The 26,315-nt window shown below is 68.0% G+C and carries 24 protein-coding genes; 15 read left to right on the forward strand and 9 right to left on the reverse strand.

All coding sequences use genetic code 11. The features are described from left to right. Positions 1-5: 5 nt before the first annotated feature. Positions 6-1,121, reverse strand: coding sequence for an alanine dehydrogenase (gene ald / locus DIE04_RS00625; protein ID WP_124484957.1), 1,116 nt, complete (start codon positions 1,119-1,121; stop codon positions 6-8). Between the two features lie 350 nt (positions 1,122-1,471). On the opposite strand from ald, the gene DIE04_RS00630 reads away from it, so the two are divergent. The 5 genes from DIE04_RS00630 (at position 1,472) to DIE04_RS00655 (ending at position 8,391) form a co-directional block, all read left to right on the forward strand. Then, positions 1,472-1,888, forward strand: a complete 417-nt coding sequence (locus DIE04_RS00630) for a DUF3995 domain-containing protein (RefSeq protein WP_124519598.1) — start codon at positions 1,472-1,474, stop codon at positions 1,886-1,888. Between the two features lie 638 nt (positions 1,889-2,526). Next, the gene (locus DIE04_RS00640) at positions 2,527-3,264 is read left to right on the forward strand and encodes a gluconate 2-dehydrogenase subunit 3 family protein (RefSeq protein ID WP_124484955.1); all 738 of its coding nucleotides are present in this window, start codon (positions 2,527-2,529) and stop codon (positions 3,262-3,264) included. After that, the gene (locus DIE04_RS00645) at positions 3,264-5,042 is read left to right on the forward strand and encodes a GMC family oxidoreductase (RefSeq protein WP_124519658.1); all 1,779 of its coding nucleotides are present in this window, start codon (positions 3,264-3,266) and stop codon (positions 5,040-5,042) included. The genes DIE04_RS00640 and DIE04_RS00645 overlap by 1 nt, the downstream gene beginning before the upstream one ends. Next, on the forward strand, positions 5,039-6,466 hold the full coding sequence (locus DIE04_RS00650) for a cytochrome c (protein ID WP_124519594.1): 1,428 nt from the start codon (positions 5,039-5,041) through the stop codon (positions 6,464-6,466). Before DIE04_RS00645 ends, DIE04_RS00650 begins: the two co-directional genes overlap by 4 nt. Before the next feature lie 209 nt (positions 6,467-6,675). Next, on the forward strand, positions 6,676-8,391 hold the full coding sequence (locus DIE04_RS00655; RefSeq protein ID WP_124519592.1) for a cation:proton antiporter: 1,716 nt from the start codon (positions 6,676-6,678) through the stop codon (positions 8,389-8,391). A 195-nt stretch (positions 8,392-8,586) separates the two neighbouring features. On the opposite strand, the gene DIE04_RS00660 is transcribed toward DIE04_RS00655, so the two are convergent. The 3 genes from DIE04_RS00660 to DIE04_RS00665 all read right to left on the reverse strand — a co-directional run bounded on the left by DIE04_RS00660 (position 8,587) and on the right by DIE04_RS00665 (position 11,287). Further along, a complete protein-coding gene (locus tag DIE04_RS00660; protein ID WP_124519590.1) occupies positions 8,587-10,479 on the reverse strand; it encodes a penicillin-binding protein 2 in 1,893 nt (630 codons plus the stop codon). A 36-nt stretch (positions 10,480-10,515) separates the two neighbouring features. After that, positions 10,516-10,800, reverse strand: coding sequence for a hypothetical protein (locus DIE04_RS29620; RefSeq protein WP_185500282.1), 285 nt, complete (start codon positions 10,798-10,800; stop codon positions 10,516-10,518). Between the two features lie 139 nt (positions 10,801-10,939). Further along, on the reverse strand, positions 10,940-11,287 hold the full coding sequence (locus DIE04_RS00665) for a DUF3564 family protein (RefSeq protein WP_044842963.1): 348 nt from the start codon (positions 11,285-11,287) through the stop codon (positions 10,940-10,942). 640 nt (positions 11,288-11,927) lie between these two features. Here DIE04_RS00665 and DIE04_RS00670 point away from each other — a divergent pair. Then, positions 11,928-13,139, forward strand: a complete 1,212-nt coding sequence (locus DIE04_RS00670; RefSeq protein ID WP_124519586.1) for an SDR family oxidoreductase — start codon at positions 11,928-11,930, stop codon at positions 13,137-13,139. Positions 13,140-13,221: 82 nt separating this feature from the next. Here DIE04_RS00670 and hpaR read toward each other — a convergent pair whose 3' ends face one another. Beyond that, complete coding sequence (gene hpaR, locus DIE04_RS00675) at positions 13,222-13,662, reverse strand: homoprotocatechuate degradation operon regulator HpaR (RefSeq protein ID WP_044842965.1); 441 nt, start codon at positions 13,660-13,662, stop codon at positions 13,222-13,224. 153 nt (positions 13,663-13,815) lie between these two features. Here hpaR and DIE04_RS00680 point away from each other — a divergent pair, with 153 nt between their 5' ends. Genes DIE04_RS00680 through hpaI form a run of 7 tightly spaced genes read left to right on the forward strand, consistent with a single transcriptional unit; the run spans position 13,816 to position 19,720 of the window. Continuing rightward, the gene (locus tag DIE04_RS00680; RefSeq protein ID WP_124519583.1) at positions 13,816-14,505 is read left to right on the forward strand and encodes a fumarylacetoacetate hydrolase family protein; all 690 of its coding nucleotides are present in this window, start codon (positions 13,816-13,818) and stop codon (positions 14,503-14,505) included. After that, complete coding sequence (locus DIE04_RS00685) at positions 14,502-15,266, forward strand: fumarylacetoacetate hydrolase family protein (RefSeq protein WP_124519581.1); 765 nt, start codon at positions 14,502-14,504, stop codon at positions 15,264-15,266. Before DIE04_RS00680 ends, DIE04_RS00685 begins: the two co-directional genes overlap by 4 nt. Positions 15,267-15,288: 22 nt before the next feature. After that, on the forward strand, positions 15,289-16,752 hold the full coding sequence (gene hpaE / locus DIE04_RS00690) for a 5-carboxymethyl-2-hydroxymuconate semialdehyde dehydrogenase (protein ID WP_124484947.1): 1,464 nt from the start codon (positions 15,289-15,291) through the stop codon (positions 16,750-16,752). 54 nt (positions 16,753-16,806) lie between these two features. Further along, positions 16,807-17,655, forward strand: a complete 849-nt coding sequence (gene hpaD, locus DIE04_RS00695; protein WP_124519579.1) for a 3,4-dihydroxyphenylacetate 2,3-dioxygenase — start codon at positions 16,807-16,809, stop codon at positions 17,653-17,655. A 29-nt stretch (positions 17,656-17,684) separates the two neighbouring features. Beyond that, positions 17,685-18,077 (forward strand): 5-carboxymethyl-2-hydroxymuconate Delta-isomerase, encoded by a 393-nt coding sequence (locus DIE04_RS00700; RefSeq protein WP_124519577.1) that lies wholly within the window; start codon positions 17,685-17,687, stop codon positions 18,075-18,077. 20 nt (positions 18,078-18,097) lie between these two features. Continuing rightward, positions 18,098-18,901: a 2-oxo-hept-4-ene-1,7-dioate hydratase gene (gene hpaH / locus DIE04_RS00705; RefSeq protein WP_124484945.1), complete on the forward strand. Its 804-nt coding sequence runs from the start codon at positions 18,098-18,100 to the stop codon at positions 18,899-18,901. Between the two features lie 12 nt (positions 18,902-18,913). Beyond that, positions 18,914-19,720, forward strand: coding sequence for a 4-hydroxy-2-oxoheptanedioate aldolase (gene hpaI / locus DIE04_RS00710; RefSeq protein ID WP_124519575.1), 807 nt, complete (start codon positions 18,914-18,916; stop codon positions 19,718-19,720). Between the two features lie 155 nt (positions 19,721-19,875). Here hpaI and DIE04_RS00715 read toward each other — a convergent pair whose 3' ends face one another. Then, positions 19,876-20,655, reverse strand: coding sequence for a helix-turn-helix domain-containing protein (locus DIE04_RS00715; RefSeq protein WP_044842973.1), 780 nt, complete (start codon positions 20,653-20,655; stop codon positions 19,876-19,878). A 95-nt stretch (positions 20,656-20,750) separates the two neighbouring features. On the opposite strand from DIE04_RS00715, the gene DIE04_RS00720 reads away from it, so the two are divergent. Continuing rightward, positions 20,751-21,002 carry a hypothetical protein gene (locus DIE04_RS00720; RefSeq protein WP_124519573.1) on the forward strand — a complete coding sequence of 84 codons (252 nt, stop codon included), beginning with the start codon at positions 20,751-20,753 and terminating at the stop codon, positions 21,000-21,002. 46 nt (positions 21,003-21,048) lie between these two features. Beyond that, positions 21,049-22,011 carry a zinc-binding alcohol dehydrogenase family protein gene (locus DIE04_RS00725; protein ID WP_124519571.1) on the forward strand — a complete coding sequence of 321 codons (963 nt, stop codon included), beginning with the start codon at positions 21,049-21,051 and terminating at the stop codon, positions 22,009-22,011. A 175-nt stretch (positions 22,012-22,186) separates the two neighbouring features. Here DIE04_RS00725 and DIE04_RS00730 read toward each other — a convergent pair whose 3' ends face one another. The 3 genes from DIE04_RS00730 to DIE04_RS00740 form a co-directional block, all read right to left on the reverse strand. Next, on the reverse strand, positions 22,187-23,278 hold the full coding sequence (locus tag DIE04_RS00730; protein WP_124519569.1) for a porin: 1,092 nt from the start codon (positions 23,276-23,278) through the stop codon (positions 22,187-22,189). Between the two features lie 153 nt (positions 23,279-23,431). Next, the gene (locus DIE04_RS00735) at positions 23,432-24,499 is read right to left on the reverse strand and encodes an ABC transporter ATP-binding protein (protein WP_059450179.1); all 1,068 of its coding nucleotides are present in this window, start codon (positions 24,497-24,499) and stop codon (positions 23,432-23,434) included. Beyond that, positions 24,492-26,264, reverse strand: coding sequence for an iron ABC transporter permease (locus DIE04_RS00740; RefSeq protein ID WP_124519567.1), 1,773 nt, complete (start codon positions 26,262-26,264; stop codon positions 24,492-24,494). The genes DIE04_RS00735 and DIE04_RS00740 overlap by 8 nt, the downstream gene beginning before the upstream one ends. Positions 26,265-26,315 lie beyond the last annotated feature (51 nt).

Raw genomic sequence — 26,315 nt, forward strand, 5'->3', positions numbered from 1 at the left:
CGAAGTCAGGCCAGCACGTCTTCCGCCGGTACGTACGGCAGCCCGAGCGCCAGCGCGACGGCCTCGTACGTGATGTGGCCGTCGCACACGTTCAGGCCCGCGCGCAGATGCGGGTCGTCGGCCATCGCGCGTTTCCAGCCCTTGTCGGCGAGCGCGAGCGCATGGCCGAGCGTCGCGTTGTTCAACGCGAACGTCGATGTGCGCGCGACCGCGCCAGGCATGTTCGCGACGCAGTAATGCACGACGCCGTCGACGACGAAGGTCGGCTGCGCATGCGTCGTTGCATGCGAGGTCTCGAAGCAGCCGCCCTGGTCGATCGCGACGTCGACGACGACGGCGCCCGTGCGCATCGTCGCGATCATGTCGCGCGTGACGAGCCGCGGCGCCGACGCGCCCGGCACGAGCACCGCGCCGATCACGACGTCGGCGTCGCGCACGGCTTCGTCGATCGTATGCGCGTTCGAGCAGACGGTCGCGATCCGGTTCGCGAAGACCAGATCGAGCTGGCGCAACCGGCCCACGTTCGTGTCGAGCACGGTGACGCGCGCGCCGAGGCCGACCGCCATCTGCAGCGCACCGGTGCCCACCACGCCCGCGCCGAGCACCACGACGTGCGCGGCCGGCACGCCGGGCACGCCGGCCATCAGCACCCCGCGGCCGCCGCGCGGGCTTTCGAGGTGCGTCGCCGCGACCTGGATCGACATGCGGCCCGCGACCTCGCTCATCGGCGCGAGCAGCGGCAGTCCGCCGCCCGGGCCCGTCACGGTTTCGTACGCGATGCAGACCGCGCCGGACTTCACGAGCGCGGCCGCCTGCTCGGGATCGGGGGCGAGATGCAGATACGTATAAAGAATCTGTCCGCGCCGCAGCATCGCGCACTCGGCCGCCTGCGGCTCCTTGACCTTGATGATCATGTCGGCGCGCGCGAAGAGGTCGCGCGCGTCGTCGCACAGTGCGGCGCCGGCGGCCGTGTAGTCGTCGTCGAGCAGACCGATTGCCGTGCCCGCGCCGCGCTGCACGAGCACGCGATGGCCGTGTCGCGTGAGCTCACGTGCGCCGGCCGGCGTGAGGCCGACGCGGTATTCGTGATTCTTGATCTCCTTCGGCACACCGATCAGCATGAGTTGTCTCCATGGGTATTTGTCATGGTTGTCGTGCCCGGGCGCGCCGCGATCGTCCGATCGTGCGTGCCGGCGAACGGCACGTGTGCGACGGTTGCGCATGCACGGTTCGCGTGCCGTACTGGAATAAGAGGGTAGCGGTGCCCGGAGGGAAGTCAAGCGGCGGCCCGATGCGACGGCGCGCGCACTGCACCGCAACACGCGGCATGGCGTATTGCGACCGGACGTCGCACTGCATGCGGCACGCGGTTTGGGTATCGTCTCGTGTGGCGCGGAGCGGGGCCGCGCGCCGGATTCCTTCCGGCTGGATCACGACACGACGACACGATGAGACAAGGAAGCTTACCGACATGACGGGCGCGTATTTCAGCGTGCCGACGCTTTGTGCGATCGCACTCGTTCACGTCTACTGGGCGTTCGGCGGACAGCTCGGCAAGCGTGCGGCCATTCCGGAACAGGACGGCGTACCGTTGCTGCGGCCGACCGTGCCCGGCACGCTCGCCGTCGCGGCGGCGTTGCTGGCCGGCGCAAGCGCGGTGGCGTCGCGCGCGGGCTGGCTGTGGCAGAACCTGTATCCCGGCGCGATCGCGTTCGCGATCGTTGCGCTCGCACTGATCTTCGCGGTGCGCGCCGTCGGCGATTTCCGCTACGTCGGCTTCTTCAAGCGGGTTCGCGGGTCGCGTTTCGCGCGCATGGACAGCCTCTGTTACTCGCCGCTGTGTTTGGCACTTTCGTTGTCGATCGCGTCGATGCTGTGGCCGTGGTGAGCACTGCGGCGAGCGGGACGGCCGTTTTGCCGCGAGCCAAGCGGTAACGCGCGTCGCGGGCGCCGCATCGGAAAGCACCGAGCGGCGCGGGCACGGCAACCCTGAAAAACGACGGGCGCCGGTCGGGCGACGTCCGCGCGTGCGTCCGGCCCTGCGATCGACGCCGCGGCCGCGCCACGGCTCTTGCGTATTCCGGAAAACGATTTCCTCATTATTGCGATTTTCGATGTAATGAATTGCACCGAACTCTTTGGAAATGGAACCGGTTCCATCTATAATTCGCGGCATTTGTCGCCGGGCCCGAAATGAGGGTCGTGCACGTTGCGCTTGCCGTCGGCCGGCGCGGCGTCTAAGTTGAATAGGCCATGGCGATGAGGGCCAGATGCGGGCGGCAAGCCCGTATTTGTCCGACGATAAGACCCGCGAAGAGGTCGACCCCGCGCGGCTGCCGGAACCGGCGCGCCGCGCGGCTGCATGACGGGCGCCACCGCGCAGTGCGCGGCCGGCGCCTGCATCGAGCTTGCTCGCAACATCGCAAGAAAGGACGGCCGGCCGCGCGCGGCATGGCTGCCGTGTCGGGCATGCCGCATCCGGAATGCGGTTCCCGCATCACGCTCCCCAACGATCAACATCCGACCATGTCCACGCCACCCGACAAACCCAACTCGCGTCGCCGCTTCCTGCGCACGTCGGTCGCGCTCGTGCCGATCGCGTCGGTCGCCGGTTGCGACCTGCGCTCGTCGTCGTCCTCGACCGCGGCCGGCAATGCCTCCACTGCGTCGGCCGGCGCCGAACGCGCGCCGTACAAGCCGACCTTCTTCGATGCGAAGGAGTGGGCATTCGTCCAGGCCGCCGTCGACCGGCTGATCCCGGCCGATGCCGAAGGCCCCGGCGCGCTCGAATCGGGCGTGCCCGAATTCATCGACCGCCAGATGGAAACCCCGTATGCGCACGGCGCGACGTGGTACATGCAGGGGCCGTTCCAGCAGGGCGTGCCCGAGCTCGGCTACCAGCTCAAGCTCGTGCCGCGCGACATCTACCGGCTCGGCATCGCGGCGGTCAACCGCTATTGCGAAAAGGCCCACGGCAAGGCGTTCGCCGACCTCGACTCGCCGACCCGCGACACCGTGCTCGGCGAACTGGAAAAAGGCGGCGCGCAGATCGACGACGTGCCGTCCGCGGTGTTCTTCGGCCTGTTGCTGCAGAACACGCGCGAAGGCTACTTCTGCGATCCGGTGCACGGCGGCAATCACGACATGGCCGCGTGGAAGATGATCGGTTTTCCGGGCGCGCGCGCCGACTTCATGGATTTCGTCAATCAGAACGGCAAGCCCTATCCGTACGGCCCCGTCTCGATCAACGGGGAGCGCACCTGATGGCCGCAGAAAAGAAGCCGCACGTCGATGCGGTGATCGTCGGCTTCGGCTGGACCGGCGCGATTCTCGCGAAGGAACTGACCGAAGCGGGCCTGAACGTCGTCGCGCTCGAGCGGGGCGAGTATCGCGACACCTATCCGGACGGCGCGTATCCGAACACGATCGACGAGCTGACCTACAACGTCCGCAAGAAGCTCTTCCTCGACCTGTCGAAGACGACCGTGTCGATCCGCCACGGCGTGCAGGACACCGCGCTGCCGTACCGGCAGCTCGCCGCGTTCCTGCCGGGCGAGGGCGTCGGCGGCGCGGGGCTGCACTGGTCGGGCGTGCATTTCCGGATCACGCCCGAAGAATTGCGCCTGCGCAGCCACTACGAAGAGCGCTACGGCAAGAAGTTCATCCCCGAAGGGATGACGATCCAGGACACGGGCGTCACCTACGACGAACTCGAGCCGTATTTCGACTTCGCCGAGAAGGTGTTCGGCACGTCGGGGCAGGCGTACAAGGTCGGCGGCAAGGTGGTCGGCGACGGCAACGTGTTCGAGGCGAACCGCAGCGACAACTTCCCGCTGCCCGCGCAGCTCAATACGTATTCGGCGCAGCGCTTCTCCGACGCCGCGAAGTCGCTCGGGCTGCATCCGTACCGGCTGCCGTCGGCGAACACGTCGGGTCCGTACACGAACCCATACGGCGTGCAGATGGGGCCGTGCAACTTCTGCGGCTACTGCAGCGGCTACGCGTGCTACATGTACTCGAAGGCATCGCCGAACCTGAACATCCTCCCGGCGCTGAAGCAGGTGCCGAACTTCGAGCTGCGCTCGAAGTGCCACGTGCTGCGCGTGGACCTCGACGACACGAAGAAGCGCGCGACGGGCGTCACCTACGTCGACCCGGCCGGCCGTGAAGTGCACCAGCCGGCCGATCTCGTGATCGTCGCCGCGTTCCAGTATCACAACGTGCACCTGCTGCTGCTGTCGGGCATCGGCAAGCCGTACGACCCGATCTCGGGCGAAGGCGTGGTGGGCCGCAATTTCGCGTACCAGAACCTGTCGACGATCAAGGCGTTCTTCGACAAGGACACCTTCACGAACCCGTTCATCGGCGCGGGCGGCAACGGCGTCGCGGTGGACGACTTCAACGCGGACAACTTCGACCACGGCCCGCTCGGCTTCGTCGGCGGCTCGCCGCTGTGGGTGAACCAGGCCGGCGTGAAGCCGATCAGCGGCATCGCGACGCCGCCGGGCACACCGCAGTGGGGCTCGGCGTGGAAGAAGGCCGTGAAGGACAACTACGCGCACACGATCTCGATGGACGCGCACGGCACGAACATGTCGTATCGCGACGTGTACCTCGACCTCGATCCGACCTATCGCGATTCGTACGGCCAGCCGCTGCTGCGGATGACGTTCGACTGGAAGGACAACGACATCAGGATGGCGCAATACGTGACCGGACAGATGAAGAAGATCGCGGAGGCGATGGGGCCGAAGGCGATCGGCGTGTCGACGCGCGAGTTCGGCAAGCACTTCGATTCGCGCGCATACCAGACGACCCACCTGGTCGGCGGCGCGATCATGGGCACCGACCCGAAGACGAGCGTGCTGAACCGCTACCTTCAGTGCTGGGACGTGCACAACGTGTTCGTGATGGGCGCGTCGGCGCTGCCGCAGGGCATCGGCTACAACCCGACCGGGATCATCGCGGCGCTGGCCTACTGGTCGGCACGTGCGATCCGCGAGCAATACCTGAAAAATCCCGCCCCGCTGGTGACCGTATGAAGAGGACAGTGAACCACCACAACGCCGCGCGCCGGATTTCCCCGCTGCGGCGCGCACTGGCGATCGGCACGGCATGGGCGGCGTTCGGTCTCGCGGGCGGCGCCGCGTTCGCGCAGCCGGTATCCGCGCCCGCCGCGGCTTCGGGCCCGGCCGCCGCACCGGTCGCGCAGTCTGCCGACGCCAACCTCGTCAAGCGCGGCGAATATCTGGCCCGCGCGGGCGACTGCATCGCGTGCCACACCGCGAGCGGCGGCAAGCCGTTCGCGGGCGGGCTGAAGTTCGACACGCCGATCGGCGGCATCTACTCGACGAACATCACGCCGGACCCGAAGACGGGCCTCGGCGGCTGGACGTATGAGGACTTCACCCGCGCGGTGCGCGAGGGCGTGCGCAAGAACGGCGACACGATGTACCCGGCGATGCCGTACCCGTCCTATGCGCGCCTGACCGACGACGACATGAAGGCGCTGTACGCGTACTTCATGCACGGCGTCGCGCCGGTCGAGCACGCGAACCGCGCGGTCGACATCGTGTGGCCGCTGTCGATGCGCTGGCCGCTGACGTTCTGGCGCAAGATGTTCGCGCCGGCGCCGAAGCCGTTCGATGCGGCGCCGTACAGCGATCCGGTGGTCGCGCGCGGCGCGTATCTCGTGCAGGGGCTCGGCCATTGCGGCGCGTGCCACACGCCGCGCGCGGCGACGATGCAGGAACGCGCGCTGACCGACGCGGGCGGCCTCGACTTCCTGGCCGGCGGCGCGGCGATCGACGGCTGGGTGCCGACGAGCCTGCGCGGCGAGCCGCGCACCGGGCTCGGCACGTGGAACGAAACGGAGATCGTGCAGTTCCTGAAGACCGGCCGCACGCTGCGCACGGCCGCGTTCGGCGGGATGACGGACGTGGTCGGCCACAGCATGCAGCACATGAGCGACGGCGACCTGACCGCGATCGCGCGCTACCTGAAGACGCTGCCGCCGCGCGTGCAGGGCGAGCAGCCGCACGTGTACGACGCGGCCGCGGCGAAGGCGCTGCAGACCGGCGACGCGAGCAAGCCGGGCGCCGCCGTCTATCGCGACAACTGCATGGCGTGCCACCGCAGCGACGGCCACGGCTACACGCGCGTGTTCCCGGCGCTCGCCGGCAACCCGGTCGTGCAGGGCGACGATCCGACGTCGCTGATCCACGTCGTGCTGGAAGGCAGCGCGCTGCAGGGCACCCATACGGCGCCGTCGACCTTCACGATGCCGCCGTTCGGCTGGCGCCTGTCGGACCAGGAAGTCGCGGACGTGTCGAACTTCGTGCGCACGAGCTGGGGCAATACGGGCGCGCCGATCACGGCCGCGCAGGTCGCGAAGGTGCGCAAGGGCACGCCGTCGACGCGGCCCGAGCCGCCGCCGGGCGCGCGGTTCCCGCAGGCGTCGCGCTGACGCACGCGGCGGGGTATCCGGCCCCGCCCGATCGATCCGCCTCGCGGCGCCCACCGGCCCGCGGGGCGTGTTCCGCCCGCCCGGGGTTGTACCCCGCACTGGCGTGCCGACGCGTGAATTTTTCGCCGTGGCGCGCCAATTTTTCGCCTCATCCCTTATCCTTCCATTCTTGAACCTTACTAAATCGTTACAAGAACTCGGGAGGGGGGATGCCTCATGACATCAGCCTGATTGCGTTGCTCGCGGCCGGTTTCGGTCTCGCGATGATCTTCGGTTACCTCGCGTCGCTGCTGAAAATGCCGCCGCTCGTCGGCTATCTGCTCGCCGGGATCGTGATCGGCCCCGGCACGCCCGGTTTCGTCGGCGACCTGTCGCTCGCGCAGCAGCTCGCGGAAGTCGGCGTGATGCTGCTGATGTTCGGCGTCGGCCTCCATTTTTCGCTCGGCGACCTGCTCGCGGTGAGGAAGATCGCGCTGCCGGGGGCCGTCGTCCAGATTATCGTCGCGACGCTGCTTGGCGGCGGGCTCGCGCTCACCTGGGGCTGGAGCCTCGGCGCGGCGCTCGTGTTCGGGCTCGCGCTGTCGGTCGCGAGCACGGTCGTGCTGTTGCGGGCGCTCGAGGGGCGCGGGCTCGTCGAGACGGTCAACGGACGCATCGCGGTCGGCTGGCTCGTCGTCGAGGATCTCGTGATGGTGCTCGTGCTCGTGCTGCTGCCGCCCGTCGCGGGGCTGCTCGGCGGCACGCCGCCCGGCGATGCGCACGCGGCCGGCGGCAGCGTGTGGGGCACGCTCGGCGTCACGATGCTGAAGGTCGCCGCGTTCATCGCGCTGATGCTCGTGGTCGGCAAGCGCGTGTTCCCGCGCATCCTGTGGCTCGTCGCCCGTACCGGTTCGCGCGAACTGTTCACGCTGTGCATGATCGCCGCGGCGGTCGGCATCGCGTTCGGCGCGGCAAAGCTGTTCGACGTGTCGTTCGCGCTCGGCGCGTTCTTCGCCGGGATGATGATGCGCGAGTCGGAGTTCAGCCGGCGTGCCGCCGACGAGACGCTGCCGCTGCGCGACGCGTTCTCGGTGTTGTTCTTCATTTCGGTCGGGATGCTGTTCGACCCGAAGGTGCTGCTCGCCGAGCCGCTGCATGTGATCGAGGTCGCGGCGATCGTGCTGATCGGCAAGACGCTCGCGGCGGTCGCGCTCGTGATCGCGTTCCGCTATCCGCTGAACACCGCGCTGACGGTCGGCGCCGGCCTCGCCCAGATCGGCGAGTTCTCGTTCATCCTCGCGGGGCTCGGCCGTGCGCTCGGGCTGTTGTCGGCCGAGGGGCAAAGCCTGATTCTCGCGGTCGCGCTGATCTCGATCGCGATGAACACGCTGCTGTTCGCGATGATCGATCCGGCGCTCGTATGGATCCGCAAGCATTCGGCGTTCGCGCGCAAGCTCGAGGCACGCGACGATCCGCTCGCCGCGCTGCCGATGTCGACGCCGCAGACGCACCTGACCGGCCAGGTCGTGATCGTCGGCTACGGCAAGGTCGGCACGCGGATCGCGCATGCGCTGGACGAGCGCGGGATCGCCTATGTCGTCGTCGAGCAGAATCGCGAGCTCGTCGAGAAGCTGCGCGCGGACGGCGTCGCGGCCGTGTCGGGCGACGCGATCGAGCCGATCGTGCTCGTGCAGGCGCATATCGCGCGCGCCGGGATGCTGGTCGTCACGCTGCCGGACGTATTCGACGTGCGGCAGATCGTCGAGATCTCGCGCACGCTCAATCCGGCGCTGGAGGTCGTGCTGTGCACGAACAGCAGCGACGAGGCCGACCTGCTGTCGAGCGAGGGCATCGGCATCGTGTTCATGGGGGAGAGCGAACTCGCGCGCGGGATGACCGAGCACGTGCTCGGCAGGATGGCGAAGCCGGTGGCGGCCGCGCATTGATGGTTAGCGGCCGGGATCGCTCGGATCGACAGGATCGCTGCGACTGCGCGGATCGCCGGGATTACAGGATTGCGCCGGCCTCTCGGAACGGCGCGTGCGGCGGGTTCTACGTAGCGAATAGCCGATCTCGATCGGTCAGCCGACCTGTTCGCCGCCGCGCCACGCCCCGGCGACTTCACCAACGCCCAGGCGGCTTCAGCCCGCCGCCTTCGTCTGTACGGCCGTGCCGGATTGCGCGGCCGTTTTCACAGGTGCCGACGCCTGTTGCCCGGCTGCCGTCTTTGGTTGCACGGCGGCCTTCGGCGCCACGACCGTCTTTTGCGGCGCGGCAGCCTTGAGCGGCGCATTCGGTGTCGGCTCGACCGGCGCGTCCGGCGGCACGCCGAGCAGCTGCAGCGAGCCGCTCGTGACCGACGAGAACACCGGGCCGGCCACCGTGCCGCCGTAATAACCCTTGCCGCGCGGCTCGTCGATCATCACCGCGACGATCAGGCGGGGGTTGCTCATCGGCGCCATCCCCGCGAACAGTGCGCGGTACTTGCCCTTCGCATAGGTTGCGCCGACCTGCTTGCGCGCCGTGCCCGTCTTGCCGCCGATCCGGTAGCCGTCGACGCGCGCGCGGCGCCCCGTGCCGCCTTCGCCGACGGCCGACTCGAGCATCGAACGGATCGCCGCCGCGGTCTGCGGCGACGTCACGCGATGGCCGCGATGGGCCTCGATCGTCTGCGGGTCGGAACCGTTCCTCAGCAGCGACACAGGGTGCAGCGTGCCGTCGCCCGCATAGGCGGTGTAGGTCTGCGCGATCTGCAGCAGCGACATCGACAGCCCGTAGCCGTACGCCATCGTCGCCTGCTCGATCGGCCGCCAGCGCTTGTAGCCGCGCAGGCGGCCCGACGCGACGCCCGGGAACGTCAGTTCCGGCGCGCGGCCGATCCCGTATTCCTGGTACTTGTTCCAGATCGTTTCGGCGGGCAGGTTCAGCGCAAGCTTCGCGAGCGCGACGTTGCTCGACTTCTGCAGTGCCTGCGAGACGGTCAGCGAGCCGTGGTTCGACGTGTCGTGGATCACGGCCGGGCCGATCTTGTAGGTGCCCGGCGACGTGTTGATGATCGTGTTCGGCGTGACCTTGCGCTCGTCGATCGACAGCGCGACGACGAGCGGCTTGATCGTCGAGCCCGGCTCGAACGTGTCGATCACCGCGCGGTTGCGCAGCTGCTGGCCCGTGAGGCGTGCACGGTCGTTCGGGTCGAAGGTCGGATAGTTCGCGAGCGCGAGGATTTCGCCGTTCTGCGCATCGAGCACGACGACGCTGCCGGCCACCGCGTTGTTCTCGAGCACCGCGGCCTTGAGCTGGCTGAACGCGAGTTGCTGGATCCGCCGGTCGATCGTCAGTTCGATCGTCGCGCCGTGCTGCGCGGGCACGAGCGGGCGCGTGTCGGACACGATGCGGCCGAGCCGGTCGCGGATCACCTCGCGCTGCCCGGACGTACCCGACAGCCGCCCGTTCGCCGCGAGCTCGACGCCTTCCTGGCCCTTGTCCTCGACGTTGGTGAAGCCGACCACGTGCGCGGCCGATTCGCCCTCCGGATAGAAGCGCTTCGAATCGGCGATCTGCGTGATGCCGTCGATTTCGAGCTTGCCGAGCCGGCTTGCGGTCTCGGCGTCGATCTGCCGCTTGAGCAGCACGAACGTACGGTCGTTGCGCAGGCGGCGCTTCACCTCCGCGAGCGGCATGTCGAGCAGCTTCGCGATCTGCGGATAGTCGATTTCGGCGACCTGTTTCGGGTTCGCCCAGATTTCATAGGTCGACAGGCTGACCGCGAGCATCGCGCCGTTGCGGTCGACGATGCGCCCGCGCATCGCGTCGAGCTCGATCGTGCGCTGGTACCGCTTCTGGCCTTCCCCGACATAGAAATCCTGGTTCGCGACCTGCACCCAGAACGCGCGTCCGATCAGCGCGGCGAAACCGAGGGACACCATGATCACGACCAGCTTCGAGCGCCACATCGGCAAGCGCGACGCGAGCATCGGGTGCTTGGTCGCGGCGGCGTACGGATCGGCGGGGTGGGTCTTCTTTTTCACGCGCATGCAAGGGCCGGGTCGGGCCGCCGGACGGGCGGCAAGTCAATCGGAATAATGTGATTGTAATAAATGAGTAAACGTCGTGTGGGGAAACTGTGCTTCGGCCCCGTAAAAGATGCGCGTCGGCGGCCGGGCTTCGGGCGGAAAAGGCGGGATGAAGGCGGGAACGAAGGCAGGAACGAAGGCAGGAACGAAGGCAGGAACGAAGGCAGGAACGAAGGCAGGAACGAAGGCAGGAACGAAGGCAGGAACGGCGGCGCGGGCATTGCCCGATGTCGCCGCCGAATCGGAATGGCGCGGCGGGTCTTGACCGCGGATGCGACTCAATCAACCCGGCCCCGATTATTTTCGGGACGGAAAAATAAAAACGCCTCGAAGAGAGGCGCCGTTATTTCTGAATATCGAAATGAATATCACGGAAACCGGAATAAACCCGAAAACCGCAGAGGATTGCCGTCAAAAATACCTATCGCGCGACGGAAATGAATTCGTGGTATTCCGGCTCCGCCGTGGAGCGATCGACCGCCTGCAGGCGCCACGCGCCGTCGGGGTGCTCGCCGGCGAGCACCGCGGGACCTTGTTCGCGCTGCATCGCGCTGAACGACAGGCCCTTCAACTGGCACACGGCATTCCCGCTGTCGGCGGCGCAGAGGGCCATCGCGCCTTCCACGTCCCGAACCTTGCCCCAGGCCGGTAGATCGATGCCCTGGTGTGCCTCGCGCGACCACAGCCGCTCGTCGGTATCGACCCACAACACCGCGTACGAGTGCCGGGTTGCCGATTCGCTGCCATTAATCCGGATAGTGAGGCGCATTGGAACGTCTCCTGGAAAGTAGAAAATGACACATTCGACCGATTTGGTTTGGATAGTCTAGATAGACTGCAGTGAAACGCAAGCGATAATCCTCAATAAATCCGCATTGTGTCTATTGGTGTCTCGGATGAAAGGACGTCTGACGATACGCGCGGATTCCGGCCCCGCGCGCAAACGCAGACGACACCGCGATCTGCATGCCGCGGCCTCGCTCCGGGTCTGCCCGGGATATGCGATGACTAGGCCGGGGCGCGTCGATGTGTCGCGCCGAAGCGCTGGCCCGCAGCACGCCGGCGAACCTCCGTCGCAAGCTGCCCGACCGGGCGTTTCACCGATTTGACGAGCCGGCCGGCACGACACACCCCGACATTCGTGCACAAATCCACACACTTTCACGAAACTTTCAGGACAGACTTGCGGACGATCCGGCCCCACACTTGGATTTTCCCGATCCTGCGCCGCGGACGTCCGTCCGTGGCGGGCCGCCGCCTCGTGTCAGAGACGCGATCGACGCGATCGCGGGCCGCAGCCGGTCGGGACTGCCGGGGCGAGCGTCGGCCCCGGCCCGGCCGACCGCCGTGCGCAGCGCCGCGATCCGGGGCTGCCGCGCCGTCCGGCCGATTCTTCGAAGGAGACTATCGTGCTGATCTGGAAAACCGCGTTGTCGCTCAACTGGCGCACGAGCCTCGTGTCGCCGGCCAGCGCACCGGTCGCGGCGGCCAACGTCGGGCGGCTGGTGCTCACCGGCGCCACCGGCTTCATCGGCAGTACCGTGCTGACGGCGCTCGTCAACGCAGGCTTGCTCGAGCGCATCGTGTGTGTCGTGCGCGCCGGGAATCGCGGCCACGCGGTCGCGCGTTTGCGTGAAGCGGCGCTGCGCGCGGGGCTCGCGCCGTACTGGGCATCGCGTCTCGGCGACGCGAACGTGGTCGTCGGTACACTCGGCGACGTGTGGCAGGGCGCCGACGCGCCGCGTCTCGCCGGCGCGACGCACGTGATTCACTGCGCGGGCCACGCGTCGCCGGCCGACGGCAGGCATCTGCGGGCTGACCTCGCCGATTCGCTGCGCTTTGCCGAGCGGTTCGCGCACGCACCGCAACTGCAGCGTTTCGTGTACGTCGGCACCGCTTATGCGCATGCGGGCCGCGGCGGGATCGTTTACGAGGAGATGGCGGGTGCGGCGGCGAGCGACGCGGCGCAGGGCAGCGACGGGCTGCACGGCGCGGTGCTCGCGGCCGGCTACCTGCAGGCGAAGGCGGAAACGGAGCAGCGCCTGCGCGCGCTCGGGCTGCCGCTCGTCGTCGTGCGTCCGTCGCACGTCGTCGGTCACACGGTGCTCGGCACGCGGCCCGCGCCGAACTCGTTCTGGATGTTCCGCGTCGCGCACGCGGCGCGCCGCTTCACGGCACGGCCGATGACGCGCATCGACATCGTGTCGGTCGACGACGTCGCACGCGCGACGATGCTGCTGGCCGTGAAGCCGACGCTGATGCACGACGTGTACCACGTGTCGGCCGGCGACGAGGCGCCGCAGGTCGCGCAGATCGTGCGTGCGATGGACGAGGCGGCCGGCATGACGGGCGCGCCGCGTTACGCCGCGTGTGCGCCGGCCGACCTGCCGTTCGTGGTGCGCGACGTGCTCGGGCGGTCCGATCCGGCGCTCGAGCGCGTGATCGGCCGGGCGTTGCAGCGTGGCGCGGAGTTCGCGACGGTCGATCGCGTGTTCGACAACCGCCGCGTGCGCGACGAAATCGATTTCGAGCCGCTGCCGTTCATCGATTACGTCGAGGAATGCATGCGCACGTCCCGCGGCGTCGCGGTGACCGAACTGATGCGCGGGGCGCTGCACTGACGGCCCGCGCGATCCGCGGCTTGCCGGTTCCCGGGTTCGGGTTCGCCCGCCGCCGCTCGCCGCGGTCCGGCCGCGGCGGGCCCTACGACGCGTTGCCGAGTTCGATCAGCCGGTCGAGCGCGCGGTAGATGTCGTCCAGGCCGTCCTGGCCGAAACGCGCTTCGAGCTGGCGATACTGCTCGTCGATGCGCGGGCCGATTTCGGTCACCAGCTTCCTGCTTTGCGGCGTCAGGCTCACCAGCAGCCGGCGCTGATCTTCCTGCGCGCGTGTGCGCGTGATCAGGCCGTCGCGCTCCATCCGTTCCAGCACGCCGGTGAGGCTCGGGCTGAGGATGCAGCAGCGGCGCGCGATCTGTCCCGCTTCGAGCGCATTCGCCGGCTCGCCGTCGAGCACGCGGATGATCCGCCATTGCTGTTCGGTCAGCGCGAATTCCTTGAGAATGGGGCGGAACAGGCCCATCAGCGTTTCGCGGGCCTCGAGCAGCAGCATGGCCAGGTTGCGATGGTCGAGCGTACGGTTCATCGGGGGTGGGGAATGGACGGGGACGCATCAATCTTAACAGCCGACGGTGCTGAATTTCATGTATCAGGGTAATCGCGGTTGCCAGTGTCCGATTGTTTACTTAAGATGTTAACTATTGACGATGCGCCGCGACGCGCGGCAGGGGAATGACGCATGGAGCTGTCTTGCAGGACCGCCGCGGCGCCGCCGCTGCCGGTCGCCATCGGTACCGTCTACGGTGCGCTGCTCAACGAGCGCGCCGCACTCGACGCGCTCGGCGATGCCGTGCACGCACCGCCTTACGGTCGTCCGCCGCAGGCGCCGATCCTTTACATCAAACCGGCCAACACGCACGCGGCCGATGGCGCGGCCGTCGTGGTGCCCGCGGGCGTCGATGCGCTGGAGATCGGCGCGTCGCTGGCCGTCGTGTTCTCGCGGCGCGCGACGCGCGTGCCGGCCGCGCAGGCGCTCGACTACGTGCACGGCTTCACGCTCGCGAGCGACGTGTCGGTCCCGCATCCCGATTACTACCGTCCGGCCGTGCGCTTCAAGTGTCGCGACGGCTTCTGCCCGCTGGGCCCGGCGATCGTGCCGGCGGCCGCGCTCGGCGATGTCGACGCGATCGGCCTGACCGTGCGGATCGACGGCGACGCCGTGGTGTCCGCGTCGACCGCCACGCTGATCCGCCCGGTGCGGGAACTGATCGCCGACGTGACGGCGTTCATGTCGTTCGACGCGGGCGACGTGCTGCTGCTCGGCGTCGCGGGTCGCGCACCGCGTGCCCGCGCGGGCAGCACGATCGGGATTACCGCCGCCGGCATCGGCACGTTGCGGCATACGCTGATTGCGGAGGAAGCACGATGAAGACGGCGCGCGTGATCTACAACGGCGCACTGCATGCGGCCGAACCGGCCGGCGACGGCGCGATCCGCCTCGACACGGGCCGCGTGGTCACCGAGGACGTGGTGACGTGGCTGCCGCCCGTCGCGCCGCGCACGACGTTCGCGCTCGGCCTCAACTACGCGGACCACGCGAAGGAACTCGCGTTCAAGGCGCCGAGCGAGCCGCTGATCTTCCTGAAGGGGCCGAACACGTTCATCGGCCACCGCTCGCGCACCGTGCGCCCGGCGGACGCGACGCACATGCACTACGAGTGCGAACTGGCCGTCGTGATCGGCCGCCCGGCGCGCAACGTGAGCCGCGCGCAGGCGCTCGACCACGTCGCGGGCTACACGGTCGCGAACGACTACGCGATCCGCGATTACCTCGAAAACTACTACCGCCCGAACCTGCGCGTGAAGAACCGCGACACCTGCACACCGCTCGGGCCGTGGTTCGTCAGCCGCGACGAGATCGGCGACGCGGGCGACCTGACGCTGCGCACGACGGTGAACGGCCGGGAGACGCAGCGCGGCAGCACGCGCGACATGATCTTCGACGTGCCCGCGCTGATCGAGCACATCAGCAGCTTCATGACGCTCTCGCCGGGCGACCTGATCCTGACCGGCACGCCGGAAGGGCTGGCCGACACGAAGCCGGGCGACGAGGTCGTGACCGAAATCGAAGGAATCGGCCGGCTCGTGAACACGATCGTCGGCGAAGCAGACTACTATCGCGCCGGCTGAGCCCGTCGCCCAAGGAGAGCACATGACCATCAAGCACTGGATCGGCGGCCGTGAGGTCGAGAGCCGCGAGACCTTCACGACGCTGAATCCCGCGACGGGCGACGCGATCACCGACGTCGCGTCGGCCGGCGAGGCCGAAGTCGACGCGGCCGTGCGCGCGGCGAAGGACGCATTCCCGAAGTGGGCGAACACGCCCGCGAAGGAGCGCGCGAAGCTGATGCGCAAGCTCGGCGAGCTGATCGAGAAGAACGTGCCGATGCTCGCCGCGCTCGAGACGCAGGACACCGGCCTGCCGATCGCGCAGACGAGCAAGCAGTTGATTCCGCGCGCGTCCGAGAACTTCAACTTCTTCGCGGAAGTGTGCGTGCAGATGAACGGCCGCACGTATCCGGTCGACGACCAGATGCTGAACTACACGCTGTACCAGCCGGTCGGCGTGTGCGCGCTGGTGTCGCCGTGGAACGTGCCGTTCATGACCGCGACGTGGAAGACGGCGCCGTGTCTCGCGCTCGGCAACACGGCCGTGCTGAAGATGTCGGAGCTGTCGCCGCTGACGGCCGACCAGCTCGGCCGGCTCGCGCTCGAAGCCGGCATTCCGCCAGGCGTGCTGAACGTCGTGCAGGGATACGGCGCGACGGCCGGCGACGCGCTGGTGCGCCATCCGGACGTGCGCGCGGTGTCGTTCACGGGCGGCACGGTCACGGGCAAGCGGATCATGGAGCGCGCGGGCCTGAAGAAATACTCGATGGAGCTCGGCGGCAAGTCGCCCGTGCTGATTTTCGACGATGCCGATTTCGACCGCGCGCTCGACGCGTCGCTGTTCACGATCTTCTCGATCAACGGCGAGCGCTGTACCGCGGGCTCGCGGATCTTCGTGCAGCGCACGATCTACGACCGCTTCGTGCAGGAATTCGCGCGCCGTGCGAACAACCTGGTGGTCGGCGATCCGTCCGATCAGGCGACGCAGCTCGGCGCGATGATCACGCGCCAGCACTGGGAGAAGGTGACCGGCTATATCCGGATCGGCGAGCAGGAAGGCGCGCGCGTGGTGGCAGGCGGCGCGGACAAGCCGGCCGGCCTCGCCGACCATCTGCGCAACGGCAATTTCGTGCGCCCGACCGTGTTCGCCGACGTCGACAACCGGATGCGCATCGCGCAGGAAGAGATCTTCGGGCCGGTCGCGTGCCTGATTCCGTTCGAGAACGAGGAGGAAGGGCTGCGGCTTGCGAACGACACGTCCTACGGGCTCGCGTCGTACATCTGGACGCAGGACGTCGGCAAGGTGCATCGCCTCGCGCGCGGCATCGAGGCCGGGATGGTGTTCGTGAACAGCCAGAACGTGCGCGACCTGCGCCAGCCGTTCGGCGGCGTGAAGGAGTCGGGCACCGGGCGCGAAGGCGGCGAGTACAGCTTCGAGGTGTTCGCGGAGATCAAGAACGTGTGCATCTCGATGGGTTCGCATCACATTCCCCGCTGGGGCGTGTGACGGGCGCGGGTCGTGGCGCCGCCAGCAAGAACGAACGATACGGAGACTTGAACGATGGGCAAACTGTCCCTCGCCGCGAAGATCACGCACGTGCCGTCGATGTACCTGTCGGAGTTGCCCGGCAGGCATCACGGCTGCCGCGAAGCGGCGATCCGCGGCCACCAGCTGATCGGCGAGCGCTGCCGCGCGCTCGGCGTCGATACGATCGTCGTGTCGGACGTGCACTGGCTCGTCAACGCCGGCTATCACGTGAACTGCAATGCGCGGTTCGCGGGTACGTATACCAGCAACGAGCTGCCGCACTTCATCCGCGACATGCAGTACGCGTATCCGGGCAACCCGGCACTCGGCCGCCTGATCGCGGAGACGGCCAGCGCACGCGGCATCGCGACGCGCGCACACGAGATCGACAGCCTCGAACTCGAATACGGCACGCTCGTGCCGATGCGCTACATGAACGCCGACCAGCACTTCAAGGTCGTGTCGATCGCGGGCTGGTGCATGTGGCATACGCTCGACGAAAGCCGGCGCTTCGGCGAGGCGCTGCTCGAGGCGATCGAGAAGAGCGATTCGAACGTCGCGTTCCTCGCGAGCGGCTCGCTGTCGCATCGCTTCAACGACAACGGCAGTCCGGAGGAATCGATTCACGAGATCAGCCGCGAGTTCTTCCGGCAGGTCGACCTGCGCGTGGTCGAGCTGTGGAAGCAGGGCGATTTCAAGACCTTCTGCGCGATGCTGCCCGAGTACAACACGCATTGTCACGGCGAAGGCGGCATGCACGACACGGCGATGCTGCTCGGCCTGCTCGGCTGGGATCGTTACGACAAGCCCGTCGAGATCGTCACCGACTATTTCGCGAGCTCGGGCACCGGGCAGATCAACGCGATCTTCCCGCTCGCCTGAGCGCCACATCACTTATCCGGAGCGTTGCCATGCCACACATCGTCGTCGAATACACCGCGAACATCCGCGACGACGCGCGCATTCCCGCGCTGCTGCGCATGATCAACGCGACGCTGATCGCGCAGGGCGGCGTGTTTCCGACCGGCGGCATCCGCTCGCGCGCGATCGAGCTGCAGGATTACTGCGTCGCCGACGGCACGGAGGACGACGCGTTCGTCCACGTGACGCTGAAGATCGGCTCGGGCCGCAGCGACGAGACCAAGCAGGCCGCGTGCGACGCGCTGTTCGATGCGATCAAGGCGCATTTCTCGGAGCTGTATGCGAAGCGCTATCTCGCGCTGTCGATGGAGCTGACCGAGTTCAGCGAAAGTGGCTCGTACAAGCACAACAACATTCACGCCCGCTACAAGCGGGCCGGCTGAACCCCATTCCCGATCCGACCATGCTCGAACCCGCCATCATCGACCAGCTCGCGCAGCGTCTGCACGACGCCGAGCGCGAACGCAAGCAGATCCGCCAGATCTCGCTCGACCATCCCGACATCACGATCGACGACGCGTATGCGATCCAGCGCGCGTGGGTCGCCCTCAAGCTCGCGGAAGGCCGCACGCTCAAGGGGCACAAGATCGGCCTCACGTCGAAGGCGATGCAGAACACGTCGCAGATCGACGAGCCCGATTACGGCGCGCTGCTCGACGACATGTTCTTCGACGACGGCGGCACGATCCCGGCCGGGCGCTTCATCGTGCCGCGCGTCGAGGTCGAACTCGCGTTCGTGCTCGGCAAGCGGCTCACCGGCCCGAACTGCACGATCTTCGACGTGTACGACGCGGTCGATTACGTGGTGCCCGCGCTCGAGATCATCGACGCGCGCAGCCAGTCGATCGACCCCGATACGAAGCGGCCGCGCAAGGTGTTCGACACGATCGCCGACAACGCGGCGAACGCGGGCGTCGTGATCGGCGGGCGGCCGGTGCGGCCGCAGGACGTCGACCTGCGCTGGGTCGCGGCGATCATGTCGCGCAACGGCGTGGTCGAGGAAACGGGCGTCGCGGCCGGCGTGCTGAACCATCCGGCCAATGGCGTCGCTTGGCTGGCGAATCGGCTGTCGCGCTTCGACGTCGCGCTGGAGCCGGGGCAGGTCGTGCTCGGCGGCTCGTTCACGCGGCCGTGCGCGGCGCGCTCGGGCGACACGTTCAGCGTCGACTACGGCCCGCTCGGGACGATCCAGTGCTATTTCGCGTGAGGTGAGCGAGCGATGCAGATTCCGTCGAATGTCTTCAAGGCCGCGCTCGAGCGTGGCGACGCGCAGGTCGGGTTGTGGCTCGGCCTCGCGAATCCGTACAGCGCCGAAGTCGTCGCGGGCGCCGGTTTCGACTGGCTGCTGATCGACGGCGAACATGCGCCGAACACGGTGCCGACGATCCTCGCGCAGTTGCAGGCGATCGCGCCGTATCCGTCGCATCCGGTCGTGCGCGTGCCGTGGAACGATCCGGTGATCGTCAAGCAGGTGCTCGATCTCGGCGCGCAGACGCTGCTCGTGCCGATGGTGCAGAGCGCCGACGAAGCGCGCGCGGCGGTGGCCGCGACGCGTTATCCGCCGCACGGGATTCGCGGCGTCGGCAGTGCGCTCGCGCGCGCGTCTCGGTGGAACCGCGTCGGCGACTATCTGCATCGCGCGAACGACGAAATGGCCGTGCTCGTGCAGGTCGAGACGCGTGCCGGGCTCGACGCGATCGATGCGATTGCGCGGGTGGAGGGCGTCGATGGCGTGTTCATCGGGCCGGCCGATCTGGCGGCCGATCTCGGGCACCTCGGCAATCCGGGGCATCCGGACGTGCAGGCGGCGATCGACGGCGCGATCCGGGCGATCAAGGCGGCAGGCAAGGCGCCGGGCATTCTCAGCGCGGATGAGGCGGCGGCGCGGCGGTATCTGGAAGCGGGGGCGTTGTTCGTTGCGGTGGGGGTCGATACGACGCTGCTGGCGCGGAGTGCGGAGCGGTTGGCGGCGCTGTTCAAGGGGAGCGATGGGGAGGTGGTGAAGAAGGGGGATGGGACGTATTGAGCGAAGCGGACGGGATAAGGAATCTGCTGCGCAACCGGGCAGCCCCGGCCGCTGCGCAACTCGACCGGACAGCTGCCCGGTTGGATCGGGCGATGATTTGAATCGCACGGAATACGAGAAATCGGTTTGCGTCATCGCCGCGCATCGCGCCGACCTTATCGTCCCGCTTCCATATACCTTCCCGGCGTCGTCCCCGTCGCCCGCCGGAACATGTCGATGAACGCGCTCACGTTGTCGTATCCGAGATCGAGCGCGATCGTCGTGACCGGCACGCCGTCGGCGATTTTCTCCAGCGCCCGCAGCAGCCGTGCCTGCTGACGCCACTGCGCGAACGTCAGCCCTGTCTCGGCGACGAAGCGGCGGCTCATCGTCCGGGCACCGATGCCGGCCCATGCTGCCCATTCCTCCAGTCGCCGGTTGTTCGCGAGGTTCGTGGCGAGCGCATCGGTGATCTTCATGAGCCGCGGGTCCTGCGGCCGTACCAGCCCCAGTGCCTCTACCTGTGACGACGCGATCTCGTCGAGGATCACGTCGGCAATGCGCGCCTGCGCGGCATCGAGTTCCGCATCGCCCCAGCTTGCCGCGCGCTGCACTGCTTCGCGCAGCAGCGGCGTGGTGCGGATCGCGCGCGGCGCGTCAGGCAACCCCGCGCAGCGCGCTTCGGCGACGAACGCCGACCAGCCGGAAATCGGCCCGAACGAGCGCAGCGAATGCCGGCAATGCGGCGGAATCCAGATCGCATGAATCGCCGGTACGACCCAGTCCTGGTCGTCGAGGCCGATCGACACCACGCCGCTCAGTGCGCCGACGAGCTGGCCGCGCGCGTGCGCATGCGGCGGCGTGATGCGCGGGTCGCGCTGCGACAGCACGGCGGCGACGACGAACGGGCCGTCGTCGGACGTGACGAATCGGGCGGGCAGGAGTGGATCGGTCATGGCCGGATTTCAGTATCGAATGACTGTTATACCGGAGATCGGCCGGCTGCGCACGCCTAAACTGCGTCCATCGATGACAACCGGAGTACGACGCGATGCGAGCCGAACAGATGCTTCCCGACCATGCCGACCGGATCAAGGCCGGCGGAACGACGATCCGCAAGGGCACCGTCGGCGCGTTCCTGGTCAATGCGCGCGTGCTGACCGATCCGGATGCGGCGCCCGCCGAGCGCGCCCGTGCCGAAGCCGACGCGCTCGACGCATTGCCCGCGCTGCGTGCGCTCGGCCTGTTCGACGTGCTGGAAGTGCGCGATCCAGCACTGCGCGCGTGGCTCGACGCACGCTGATACACGACGGAACCGTCGATCGAGATCCATCAATCAAGGAGTCGGCATGAAAGCAGCAGTCGTGACGGGCGCCGGCGAGCGCCCCGTTCATATGGAGTTCGAAGCGCCGCATGCGATACCCGGCCACCGTCTGATCGACGTGACGGCGTCCGCGTTGAGCCGTCTTGCGCAGGCGCGCGCGGCGGGCACGCACTATTCGTCCGGCGGCGGCTATCCGTTCGTCGTCGGCGTCGACGGCGTGGGGCGCGGCGACGACGGCCGGCGCGTCTATTTCTTCGGCGCGCCCGCGCCGTTCGGTGCGATGGCCGAATGCACGATCGTGCCCGACGCGCAGTGCGTGCCGCTGCCGGACGACCTCGACGACGTGGCGGCCGCCGCGATCGCGATTCCCGGCATGTCGTCCTGGGCCGCGCTGACCGAGCGTGCGCGGCTGGTCGCGGGCGAAACGGTGCTTGTCAACGGCGCGACGGGCGCCTCGGGCGGGCTCGCGGTGCGGATCGCGAAGCATCTGGGCGCCGCGAAGGTGATCGCGACGGGCCGCAACGTGGCCGCGCTGGACGCGTTGCTGAACGCCGGCGCGGACGCCGTCGTGTCGCTGCAGCAGGACGACGCGCATCTGGCCCGCGCGCTCGAACCGCATTTCCGCGCGGGTGTGGACGTCGTGCTCGACTATCTTTGGGGGGCGAGCGCGCTCGCACTGCTGATTTCCGCCGCGAAGGCGACGCCCGACGGCCGTCGGTTGCGCTTCGTGCAGATCGGCTCGATCGGCGGCGCGGACGTGCTGCTGCCGGGCGCCGTATTGCGTGCCACCGCGATCGAATTGCTGGGCAGCGGTATTGGCAGCGTGTCGCTGCCGGGGTTGCTGGCTTCGGTGCGCGGCGTATTCGACGCGGCGGGCCCGGCGGGGCTGACGCTCGAAACGCGTACGGTGCCGCTGTCGGCGGTCGGCGAACACTGGGGCGACGCGAACAGTCGGGTGCGCCCGGTATTCACGATGCGCGGCGATTGACCGTCCGCAGGCCGTGGACGTGACGCGATCGGTGCGCGCACCATCGGCAGCCGGGCGTCCACCGTCGCGTTGAGCCGTTCGACGAATGCGAACGTGCAGTGCGAAGACGGGCGGTGGTGCGTACCGACAACGGGCGGCGCGACATGAAAGTCACCCGCCGCCCGCGTCGTCACACTCAGAACCGCTGCTGAATCCCCGCCGTCACGCCGACCTGCGTGGTGCCATACCCGGCGAAATCGCGCGACACGCCGACCTTCTGGTCGTGCTTCGCGATCGCGAACGCGCCGGCCGCATACAGCACCGTGCGCTTCGACAGCGCATATTGCGCCCGAACCGATACCAGCGTCGGGTCGGCATCCGTGCCGCCCTTGATGTTCTGGTGATAGACGGCCGCGATCAGCGAGAACGTCGGCGTGAACTGGTACGACCCGCCGAGCCAGTACATATCGCTCAGCTGGTTCGCCGCCGCGGTGCGAAACGTGCGCTTGTAGTTGCGATAGCCGGCCATTGTCTTCAGGTTGCCGAAGTCGTAGCTCAGGCCCGCGTGAATCCCCTGGATGTAGTTGACGGTATCGGCCGGCGTGACGCTGTCGGCCGCGCCGTTCTGCCGGTCGAACGTGAGCACCGCCGCGAACGGGCCGGTCTCGTAGCCGAGCGCGAAGTCGTATTTCGAACTGGTCTTCACGCTGCCCGGCACGTTGCCGAAGCCATACAGCGCGCCGAACTTGAAGCCGCTGAATTCACCGTCGTAACGCACCGCATTCGACGAGCGCGTGAACATGCCGTCCTTGCGCCCGCCGGTCGCCATCGACGACGACGCCCACGAATAGTTTTGCGAGTAACCCATCGGGTCGAACGGCATCATGTAGTCGTACGTGACGGTGAAGTTGCGGCCAAGCGTCAGCTCGCCCCATTTGCCTTTCAGGCCCACCGTCGCACGGCGCGCGAAGATCGAGTCGGGGCCGTCGTCGGACGCGCCATTCGCGAGATCGATGCCGCTTTCGAGGCGAAACACGGCCTTCAACCCGCCGCCGAGATCCTCGACGCCGCGCAAGCCCCAGCGCGACGTGTTCTTGTTGCCCGACTTCAGCTTGAACGAATTGCCGCCATCCGGTGCCGCATGGCTCGTGTATTCGATGCCGGCGTCCATGATCCCGTAGATCGTGACCGACGACTGCGCGTGCGCGGCCGGCGCGGCGAGACAGGCTGCCGCGGCCGAACCGGTGAGGACTACTGTTCGAATAGAACGTTCTGCGCGTGACTTCATTTTGACGGTGTCTCCTTGGTTGTTGTGGGTTGGTCGAAACGGAAAACGCGTACTCGGTGCGCCATCGGCGGACGCCATGAGGCGTCCGCCGATTCGAGTCGCAAAAGCATGTTGAATGCACGCGCGGAGGCACATGAGCCGCCGCGAAGCGGGTCAGCCGGCTTTCGCGAACGCCCAGCAGTCGTTGGTCGGGAATTCGATCCAGTGCTTGCCGGCCGCGCGCGGCACGTGGCCGAACGCGCGCAGGCGCATCTCGCCGCAGTGGAACAGGTATTCCCAGCGGTCGCCGAGATACATCGACGTGACGAGGTCGGCCTGCAGCCGGTTCGCGCCCGGGCCGTCGGCGACCTGCACGCGTTCGAGGCGGATCACGGCCTGCGCGTCCTGGCCCGGCGCGAACGTGTCGCGGGCGAGCGCCTGCAGCTCCCAGCCGTCGCCGGCGAGCGTCACGCGTTCGCCGTCGACGGCCGCGACGCGCGCGTCGATGCGGTTGTTGCTGCCCATGAATTCGGCCGTGTACAGCGAGCGCGGCGCGCCGTACAGCTCGGCCGGCGTGCCTTCCTGTTCGATGCGGCCGTTGCGCAGCAGCAGGATGCGGTCGGACATCGCCATCGCTTCGGTCTGGTCGTGCGTCACGCAGAGCGCCGACAGCCCGAGCGACACGATCAGCTCGCGCAGCCACGCACGCGCTTCCTCGCGCAGCTTCGCGTCGAGGTTCGACAGCGGCTCGTCGAGCAGGATCACCGGCGGGTTGTAGACGAGCGCACGCGCGATCGCGACACGCTGCTGCTGGCCGCCCGACAGCTGATGCGGAAAGCGCTCGGCGAGGTGGCCGAGGCCGAGCTGGTCGAGCGCGGTCTGCACGCGGCGCTTCTGTTCGGCCGGCGCCACGCGGCGCAGCTTGAGCCCGTAGCCGACGTTGTCGGCGACGGTGCGGTGCGGCCACAGCGCGTACGACTGGAACACGAGGCCGAGCGAACGCTGTTCGACCGGCAGGTCGACGTGCCGCGCGCCGTCGAAGAACACGCGGTCGTCGAGCTGGATGCGCCCGTCGGACGGCTGTTCGAGGCCGGCCACCGCGCGCAGCAGCGTGGTCTTGCCGCTGCCCGACGCGCCGAGCAGGCACACGACTTCGCCGGCCTTCAGTTCGAACGACACGCCCTTGAGGATCGGGTTGGCGCCATAGCTGAGATGCAGGTCGTCGACGATGAGCTTATCCATGAAGTTTCACTCCGAAGCGCAGGGCCACGCCGAGACCGGCGCCGACCATCGCGATGTTGATGACAGAGAGCGCGGCAACCTGGTCGACGGCGCCGGTCGCCCACAGCGACACGAGCAGCGCGCCGATCACTTCGGTGCCGGGCGACAGCAGATAGACGGCGGTCGAGTATTCGCGCTCGAAGATCATGAAGATCAGCAGCCACGCGGCGAGCAGGCCGAAGCGCACGAGCGGCAGCGTCACGTCGAGCGACACGCGGCTGCGCGTCGCGCCGACGCTGCGGCCGGCTTCCTCGAGTTCCGGGCCGACCTGCAGCAGCGCGCTCTGGATGAGCCGCATCCCGTATGCGAGCCACACGACCGTGTATGCGATCCAGATGCTCCACATCGAGTTCTTCAGCTCGCGCAGGCCCGGCACGAACAGGAAGATCCACAGGAACGCGAGACCGGCGAGCAGGCCCGGCACCGCGCGCGGCAGCAGCACGAGGTAGTCGAGCAGTTTCGTCGCCCAGTCGTTGCGGCGATGGCCGGCGAAGGCGACGAGCGAGTAGAAGCCGATCGCGAGCGCACCGCCGATCACGCCGATGCCGAGCGTGTTGACGATCGCGCGCACGAGGTTGTCCTGCTCGAACAGCTCGATGAAGTTCTGCAGCGTCAGCGCTTGGGCGAGCGCGACGCCTTCGCCCCAGTTGGTCACGAACGCGCGCAGCACGATGCCCGAGATCGGGACGATCACCGTCAGCATCAGCCACAGCGCGACGATCGCGAGCGCGACCCAGCGCCATACGCCGAGCGGCAGCACCGTCGCACGGCCGGCCTTGCCCTTCACCGTGACGAAGCGGTTCGCGGTCTTCAGCAGGCGGCGCTGCAGCAGCACGAGCGGGAACGTGATCGCGACGATGCACACCGCGACCGCGGCCATCAGGTGATACGAGGGCACGCCGAGCTTGTTGGTCAGCTTGTACAGGTAGGTCGCGAGCACGAGGTGGCCTTCCGGATCGCCGAGCACGAGCGGCAGCCCGAACACCTCGAAGCCGAGGAAGAACACGAGCACGCCGGCGAACAGCAGCGCGGGCATCGTCATCGGCAGGCTCACGTCGAGCGCGACGCGGAACGGCCGCGCACCCGTCACGCGCGCCGCTTCCTCGACGTCCGAGCCGAGGTTGCGCAGCGCGGCCGACGAGTACAGGTACACGTGCGGCACGTGCGTGAGGCCGACGATCATCGTGATCGCGAAGATCGAGTACACGTTCCAGGGTACGTTATGCACCCCGAACAGTTCCTTGAACCAAACGGAATAGAAGCCGACCGGGCCGGCCGCGACCACGTAGCCGAACGCGAGCACCATCGGCGACACGAACACGGGCGTGAGCAGCAGCGGCTCGAGCCAGCGGCGGCCGGGCAGGTCGGTGCGCACCATCAGGAACGCGAGGATGCCGCCGAGCGGGATCGAGATGAACAGCATGCCGCCGGCGATGATGAACGAGTTCTTCACGGCCGACCAGAAGTCCGGGTCGGTGAAGATGAAGCGGAAGCCTTCGACGCCGAGCGTCTTGTTCGCGTCGAAGAACGGCGCGGACAGCAGGCTCTGGAACAGGATGAAGCCGAGCGGCAGCGCGACCGCGACGGTGAGCACCGCGACGACGATCCAGCGCAGCATGCCGGCGAGCGGCTGCAGGTTGCTGACCTGCAGCGCGGGAATCGCGCCACCCTGGCCGGTGGTGGGCGGAACGGCCGGCGCCGCTCCGCGTGTGCTGGTTGAAAGCATGAGTTCGCCCCTGCGGCCATCCGGATGGCCGCCTCTAGGAAGTCGGTAAGG

This window comes from Burkholderia sp. Bp8994 (assembly GCF_003853805.1).
GTDB lineage: Bacteria > Pseudomonadota > Gammaproteobacteria > Burkholderiales > Burkholderiaceae > Burkholderia.